Genomic DNA, 6,859 nt, shown 5'->3' on the forward strand with positions numbered 1-6,859 from the left:
CATCTTCCAATGCCGCCGCCGCCCAGCTGGTCTCCGAAAACGGTGCCGATGCCGCCGCCGCCCCGGACCGTGCCGCCGATCTCTTCGGCCTGGACAAGCTTGTCAGCGACGTCGCAGATGTCCGCGGTGCCAAAACCCGCTTCGTTGCCGTGCGTAAACGCATCGCCCCACCACCCCGCACCGGACACGACCACACCTCCGTGGTCTTCGCCCTGCCCAATATCCCCGGCAGCCTGGTGCGTGCTCTCAATGAATTCGCCCTGCGCGGCGTGGACCTGGCCCGTATCGAATCCCGCCCCACCCGCAAGACCTTCGGCACCTACCGCTTCCACCTGGATCTCATCGGCCACATCGAGGACATCCCCGTCCGCGAAGCACTGCGAGCACTCCACATGCAGGCCGAAGACCTGGTATTCCTGGGTTCCTGGCCCGCCCCCCGGGATGAAAACCATGAAGACACCTGGGGCGAGGACATCGCACGCCTGGACCAGGCCGATGACTGGGTCCGCGCAGCACTGGAAGGCAGGGAGTACTAAACAATGGCTGGCAGGATCATTTTGGTCAGGCACGGACAAACCCACAACAATGTCCGACACCTCCTGGACACCCGCCCCCCGGGTGCGGAACTGACGGAGCAGGGACGCCGGCAGGCACTCGAAGTAGGCCATGAACTCGCTGACTATAGCGGGGAACGCCTGGCACAGGTCTACAGCTCCATCGTGCTGCGCGCCCAGCAGACCGCCGTGCTGGCCACCTCCACCTTCGAGAAAGCACGCGACCTGGAAGAAGGAAGCGTTCCCCTCGAAGTGATCCAGGGCATCCATGAAATCGACGCCGGTGATTTTGAGATGCGTGGTGATGAAGAAGCCCACCTCACCTATTCCAAGGCTCTCAACGGCTGGCTCCACGGTGATCCCATCGCAGCCCTACCCGGTGGTGAAACCTACCAGGACGTCCTCGGCCGCTACCAACCCACCTTGGAGCAGATCATGGACAGCCATGACCTTGACGATGACCGCGATGTAGCAATCGTCAGCCATGGTGCCGTCATCCGCATTGTTGCCACCCACGCCACCGGAGTGGACCCCAACTTCGCCTTCAACACCTACCTGGGCAACTGCCGTTACGTGGTACTCGAACCCAAGGGCAAGAGCTTTGGCCAGTGGGATGTCCTCCACTGGACGGGCAGCCCACTGCCCTGGCAGGAAAACCAACCCTAGGCTTTTCCTCGTGCTGTGAATGTAGAAAGGCGAGTCCCCGCTATGAAAGGAGACTCACCTTGTTGAGTTCTTGGATTCGGGATCAGAGGACAGGACAGAGAAGATCAGGCATATCCAAGCCGATGCAGATCCTCCTCATCCAGGCCGAAATAATGTCCCACCTCATGCAGAACCGTCACCCGCACCTGCTCAGCCAACTGCTCCTCAGAATGACAATGATCCTGGATGGCATTTTTATAAATGGTGATGCTGTCCGGCAACCCACCATGGTGGAATGTCCGCTCCGGCAGCGCCACCCCATGATAAAGACCCAGGATATGACGGGAATCCGGATTATAATCATCAACGAGCACAACCAGATTCCGAATATTGTCCAGAAACTTCTGTGGAACCTGATCGAAGGCATCATCAATCATTTCCTCAAAACGTTGAGCGCTGACCTCAAACATCACGCCTGCCTTTAACTAGATCGGAAACAGCTAGAGCGGAACCGTCGCGCCGGGTCGCAGTGGATCACGGGGCGGTTGCGGTGGGGGAATCTCACCGTTGATGGTGAACCCACCCAGGGCTGAACCATTGAGGTTGTTGAAGGTGGAGTCACCTTCAGTGGCCGGTGACATGAGATAGCAGTTCACACTGTGGGAACCGCCCAACCAGGAGTTGGCGGTGATGGTGGGCCAGAAGGTCTGCAGGGTGGACTGGTAGAGGTTCTCCTCCGCGCCCAGGTAGTCGATGGCGGCCTGCGTGCAGGTACTGCCCAGGAAGATATTCTGGTCCTCAGTGCTGGGGACACCCTGAGGGAAGGGGACACCCAGGTTCACCGTGGAGACAGCCTCCAAGTGATGGTCTTCCGCACAATCAACCTGCTTGAATTCCGCGGAGGATTCCACACGGATGCAGGCACCATTGTCAAAGACGCGGGCCTGGTCATTGGCGGACACCGGCCCCACCGTCAGCTGCGGGGTGCCGCTGGCATCGGTGGCCTGAAGTCCACACAACATGGTGCGATCCCCTGCATCCCAGGCTTCCGCAGGAGGCAGGATCGGGGCGATGGTGTAGCGGCCGGAAGGGTCAAAACGGCCGTTGAGATAAGCCAGGGTGGGAGCCTGACAGAGCTCTTCACGCAGTTGCGCCTGGCGCGTCAAGTTCGGTGGTTGGGCATCCGGGCCGAACTCGGAGCTGGGGTAGGTGGCCAGATCCTCACGCTGGGAGATCTCAAAGCGGTGTTCGCCCTCGCAACTGGTCTGCTCGAAACCAGATACCTGACCGTCATCGTTGACATCCCAGGTGGCACACATCCCCACATCCGCGGTGGTGAAGGACACCACCGGTGCCACCGTGGTGGTGTTGGCCTGAGGCTCGCCCGTGGCCACGGTGCCCTCACCCTCACCGGTGTTGGAACTGACCCCATATGAATACATGCCGACAGCAGCCGATGCCGCAAGTGCGGCAACGAGCAGGGTTTGTACCGAGGCGCTGGTCCGGAAACCACGGCGCTCCGAGTGTGACGGAGTGTCAGTAGAAGTACTCATGATTGTCACCATCATGCCACGCAAATGGCTGTCGGTCAGAGATCTTCGGAGCGGGTAACCAGAGTTTTCAGGGAATACCGGTCAGTTCGGTAGAGAGAAACACACCATTCCACAGGTTTTCCACCAGAAAGGGACTGGCGCAGGATTCTCAGAAGGGGGGCTCCGGGGGAGACATCAAGCAGTTTCGCGGTCTCCTCATCCGCTGAAACGGCGGTGACGGTCTGCTCCGCCTGGGTCACCGGCACGTTGTAGACGCGGTCCAGGATGGAATACACGGAGTTGTACACATCATTTTCCAGCAGGTCAGGCGCATAGTGGGAGTTGTACCAACCATTGTCAATGGCATAGGGCTTGCCATTGCCCAGGCGCAGACGGCGCAGCGTGATGTGCTGGGTGCCCCGCTCCGAGCCGAAGAAATCCGAGATCTCATCGGGGGCAGGCCCCCTGGAGGAGGAGAGGATTCTGCTGCTGGCGGAAAGGTTCTGGGCCGCCATCTCCGCGGAGAAAGACGCCAGGTGCAGGCGGGAGATCAATGGAGCATGTGCCACGAAGGTGCCTTTACCGCGGGCGCGCTTCAACCTGCCGGATGCCACCAGGTCCCCGATGGCACGGCGCACGGTGATGCGGCTGACGCCGTATTTTTCCTCCAACACGCGTTCACCCGGGAGCATGTCACCAGGTTGCAGCTGGGTGGTGCAGAGTTCTTCAAGGATTTCACGCAGCTGCTGGTGTTTGGGTTTCGGGCCATCGGTCAGGACATGATGGGGCAGGGTGGATCCACCATCATCCACGTTTTCAGCAGCAGACATGGGTTCTACTTTAGCCCATCTGGTAATAACCAGGAGGGTGTTCGGGGTTGGTGTTGGGCTGGGTCCTCACCCAAACTATTCACCTGAGTCTCCGTGGGAGTGGTGGGCACGGTAGATTAAAATGCATGATTGATCTGAAATTCCTCCGTGACAATCCTGATGTTGTCCGCGCCTCCCAGATCACCCGTGGTGAGGATCCTGCCCTGGTTGATGAGCTGATCAGCGCTGACGAGTCCCGCCGCGAGGCGATCAAGGCTGCCGACGACCTTCGCTCTGAGCAGAAGGCGTTCGGAAAGAAGATCGGCCAGGCCGCTCCTGAAGACCGCCCGGCACTCCTGGAAGGCTCCAATGAGCTCAAGGCCAAGGTCAAAGAGGCCGAAGCCGCCCAGGAAGCTGGTGAACAGCGCGTCCATGACCTCCAGATGAAGCTGTCCAACGTGGTTGCCGGCGCTCCTGCCGGTGGCGAAGAGGACTTTGTTGTTCTCGAGCACGTCGGCGAGCCACGCACCTTCGACTTCGAGCCGAAGGACCACCTGGAGCTGGGTGAGTCCCTGGGCCTCATCGACATGAAACGTGGCACCAAGGTTTCTGGTGCACGTTTCTACTATCTCACCGGTGATGGTGCGATGCTGCAGCTGGGCATGCTGACCCTGGCAGCGCAGAAGGCCACCGCCGCCGGTTTCAAGATGATGATCCCACCTGTTCTGGTCCGCCCGGAGATCATGGCCGGCACCGGCTTCCTAGGTGATCACGCGGAGGAGATCTACTATCTCGAGCGTGATGACATGTACCTGGTAGGTACCTCTGAGGTTGCTCTGGCTGGTTACCACAAGGATGAGATCATCGATCTCAATGACGGCGCGATGAAGTACGCCGGTTGGTCCTCCTGCTTCCGTCGTGAAGCTGGTTCCTATGGCAAGGACACCCGTGGCATCCTGCGCGTCCACCAGTTCGACAAAGTGGAGATGTTCGTCTTCTGTAAGCCGGAAGAAGCTGAGGAGCAGCACCAGAAGCTTCTGCAGATGGAAAAGGACATGCTCGCCGCCGTCGAGGTCCCTTATCGCGTCATCGACGTCGCCGGTGGCGACCTGGGCGCTTCCGCAGCCCGTAAGTTCGACACGGAAGCATGGGTCCCGACCCAGGGCACCTACCGTGAGCTGACCTCCACCTCCAACTGCACCACCTTCCAGGGCCGTCGTCTGCAGACCCGTTACCGCGATGAGAAGGGCAAGCCACAGATCGCCGCCACCCTCAACGGCACCCTGGCCACCACCCGCTGGTTGGTCGCCATCCTGGAGAATAATCAGCAGGCCGACGGTTCGGTCATCGTTCCTGAGGCGCTGCGTCCATTCGTGGGCAAGGACGTCCTCACACCGGTCAAGTAAGGCATCTGGGAGACACACCACCAATGGACAACATGGTTAAGAAGCAGGGTTTCTTCGTGCCTGCAGGCACCCCGCAGGTCTCACCACACCCGCAGGAATCCAAGGAACTGCTGTACAACCGCATCATCATCAGATTCATCAAGCTGGTGATGAAGGGACAGGGGCTCAAGCTCTATGTCTTCGGTTCAGAAAACATCCCCACCACCGGTGGTGCGCTTCTGGCTGTGAACCACACCGGTTACTACGATTTCATCCTCGGTGGAATCCCCTCCCACCTGCGCGGTAAGCGCCTGACCCGTTTCATGGCGAAGAAGGAAATCTTCGACACCCCGGTGGTCGGTCAGCTCATGCGAGGCATGTCCCATATCCCGGTCAACCGCGCCAAGGGGGCCGGTTCCCTGGATAACGCCGTCCAGCGTCTCCAGCAGGGACAGTTGGTGGGTATCTTCCCGGAAGCCACCATCTCCCGCAGTTTTGAAATCAAGAACCTCAAAACCGGTGCCGTGCGCATTGCCGATTCCGCAGGTGTTCCACTGCTTCCCCTCATCATCTGGGGTGGGCAGCGGGTCATCACCAAGGACATCGAAAGCAACATGGGCCGCAGCAACACCCCCATCTTCATCAAGGTCGGCGCACCCGTGGACCCCAGTGGCACCCCGGAGGAAGCCACCGCACGCTTGGCGGTGGCCATGACTGAGCTTCTCGACGAAGTACGCACCGACTATGAAAACCGCTTCGGTCCCTTCGCCGGTGGCGAGCCCTGGCGTCCGGAATCCCTGGGTGGTGGAGCACCTTCTCTGGAGAGGGCATCCCTGCTGGAGATTGCGGAGAGGGAGCGTCGACAAGCAAAGCGCGATGCCAAGAAGGCTGCCGCCCCTGACAGGAAACCGTTGCCCGTGCGTGTCCTGGGCAAGGCTGCCGGCCTTGTGAAAAAGATTTTTCGAAAGTAGGAGTAATGACTAGTCCTGGTCCCGCACCTAAGCTCGTGGCCAGCGACGTCGATGGAACGCTCATCGATAGCGCCGAACGTGTGCCCACCCGCCTGCGTGAGGTGATTACCCGGATGACGGCGCAGGGAACCGCGATGGCGCTGTCCACCGGGAGACCTGGTCGGTGGATTTTCCCGGTCCTGTAACTACTTCCGGTGCGCCCGGTGTGCGTGTGTGCCAATGGCGCCGTCATCTATGACTCCGCCCAGGACCGCATCCTGAAGTCCTATACGCTTGCACCTGATGTGATGGTCTCGGTGGTGGCGCTGGCTCGTGCCGCGCTGTCAGAGCATGGTGGTGTCACCTTCGCCGTGGAACGCGCCGGTACATCCGCCTATGACAGCGTTGATGAACTCTTCCTGGTCACCCCGGAATACAGCCACGCCTGGCACACCCTCAATGATCATGGTGTGGTCGACCTGGACACCCTGATCGCCGAACCTGCCACCAAGTTGCTGCTGCGCAGTGACTTCCTGGAATCCAAGGAAATGTTTGACCTGATACGTCCCGCCATCCCGGAGGATGTCGGGCACGTGACCTTCTCCATGTCCGGTGGTCTGCTGGAGGTGTCCGCGCCCGGTGTGACCAAGGCGCTCGGTGTAGCCTACCTGGCGAAACTGCTCGGTGTGGACCAGTCTGATGTGATCACCTTTGGCGATATGCCCAATGACATTGAGATGCTGCAGTGGGCTGGTCGGGGGATTGCGATGGGCAATGCGCGACCTGAGGTCAAGGAGATCTCAGACCATGTCACCACCACCAATGATGAGGCCGGAGTGGCGGATGTTCTGGAGTGGTGGTTCTAGACCAGTGGATGAAACTGAATTAAATTCTAGGGACCTTTCTGTCACGGTGGCGGGAAATGGGATTTATGAGCACCTAAATCTCATGTGGTGGAGCTCTTGGGCTGTGCTGGTGTTATAT

7 protein-coding genes and 1 pseudogene are annotated in these 6,859 nt (G+C 59.7%); 5 read left to right on the forward strand and 3 right to left on the reverse strand.

Features of this window, described 5'->3' with window-relative positions; translation table 11 throughout:
- The coding region (locus Q0M74_RS12310) for an ACT domain-containing protein (protein WP_293954897.1) at positions 1-536 on the forward strand (536 nt) is incomplete at its 5' end.
- A 3-nt stretch (positions 537-539) separates the two neighbouring features.
- Positions 540-1,220, forward strand: coding sequence for a histidine phosphatase family protein (locus tag Q0M74_RS12315; RefSeq protein ID WP_293954899.1), 681 nt, complete (start codon positions 540-542; stop codon positions 1,218-1,220).
- Between the two features lie 104 nt (positions 1,221-1,324).
- Here the strand turns inward: Q0M74_RS12315 and Q0M74_RS12320 are convergent, their stop codons facing one another.
- From Q0M74_RS12320 to Q0M74_RS12330, 3 genes are read right to left on the reverse strand one after another with little or no spacing between them, the layout of a single operon-like run.
- On the reverse strand, positions 1,325-1,669 hold the full coding sequence (locus tag Q0M74_RS12320) for a metallopeptidase family protein (protein ID WP_293954901.1): 345 nt from the start codon (positions 1,667-1,669) through the stop codon (positions 1,325-1,327).
- A 30-nt stretch (positions 1,670-1,699) separates the two neighbouring features.
- Positions 1,700-2,767 carry a septum formation family protein gene (locus Q0M74_RS12325; RefSeq protein ID WP_293954903.1) on the reverse strand — a complete coding sequence of 356 codons (1,068 nt, stop codon included), beginning with the start codon at positions 2,765-2,767 and terminating at the stop codon, positions 1,700-1,702.
- 20 nt (positions 2,768-2,787) lie between these two features.
- Positions 2,788-3,561, reverse strand: coding sequence for a GntR family transcriptional regulator (locus Q0M74_RS12330; protein ID WP_293954904.1), 774 nt, complete (start codon positions 3,559-3,561; stop codon positions 2,788-2,790).
- 125 nt (positions 3,562-3,686) lie between these two features.
- Between Q0M74_RS12330 and serS the strand changes: the two genes are divergently transcribed.
- The 3 genes and pseudogenes from serS to Q0M74_RS12345 all read left to right on the forward strand — a co-directional run bounded on the left by serS (position 3,687) and on the right by Q0M74_RS12345 (position 6,741).
- A complete protein-coding gene (gene serS, locus Q0M74_RS12335; protein ID WP_293954905.1) occupies positions 3,687-4,946 on the forward strand; it encodes a serine--tRNA ligase in 1,260 nt (419 codons plus the stop codon).
- 23 nt (positions 4,947-4,969) lie between these two features.
- Entirely contained in the window at positions 4,970-5,896 is a 927-nt protein-coding gene (locus Q0M74_RS12340; RefSeq protein WP_293954906.1) for a 1-acyl-sn-glycerol-3-phosphate acyltransferase, read from the forward strand.
- Positions 5,897-5,901: 5 nt separating this feature from the next.
- Positions 5,902-6,741: pseudogene (locus Q0M74_RS12345) on the forward strand (HAD family hydrolase).
- Positions 6,742-6,859 lie beyond the last annotated feature (118 nt).

Origin of the sequence: uncultured Corynebacterium sp. (genome assembly GCF_945649885.1) — a bacterium.
Classification (GTDB): Bacteria; Actinomycetota; Actinomycetes; order Mycobacteriales; family Mycobacteriaceae; genus Corynebacterium.

Bases quoted from the DNA above. Each gene is read 5' to 3' on its own strand.
- Q0M74_RS12315 (WP_293954899.1), top strand. From the start codon at position 540: ATGGCTGGCAGGATCATTTTGGTCAGGCACGGACAAACCCACAACAAT.
- Q0M74_RS12320 (WP_293954901.1), bottom strand. From the start codon at position 1,669: ATGTTTGAGGTCAGCGCTCAACGTTTTGAGGAAATGATTGATGATGCC.
- Q0M74_RS12325 (WP_293954903.1), bottom strand. From the start codon at position 2,767: ATGATGGTGACAATCATGAGTACTTCTACTGACACTCCGTCACACTCG.
- Q0M74_RS12330 (WP_293954904.1), bottom strand. From the start codon at position 3,561: ATGTCTGCTGCTGAAAACGTGGATGATGGTGGATCCACCCTGCCCCAT.
- serS (WP_293954905.1), top strand. From the start codon at position 3,687: ATGATTGATCTGAAATTCCTCCGTGACAATCCTGATGTTGTCCGCGCC.
- Q0M74_RS12340 (WP_293954906.1), top strand. From the start codon at position 4,970: ATGGACAACATGGTTAAGAAGCAGGGTTTCTTCGTGCCTGCAGGCACC.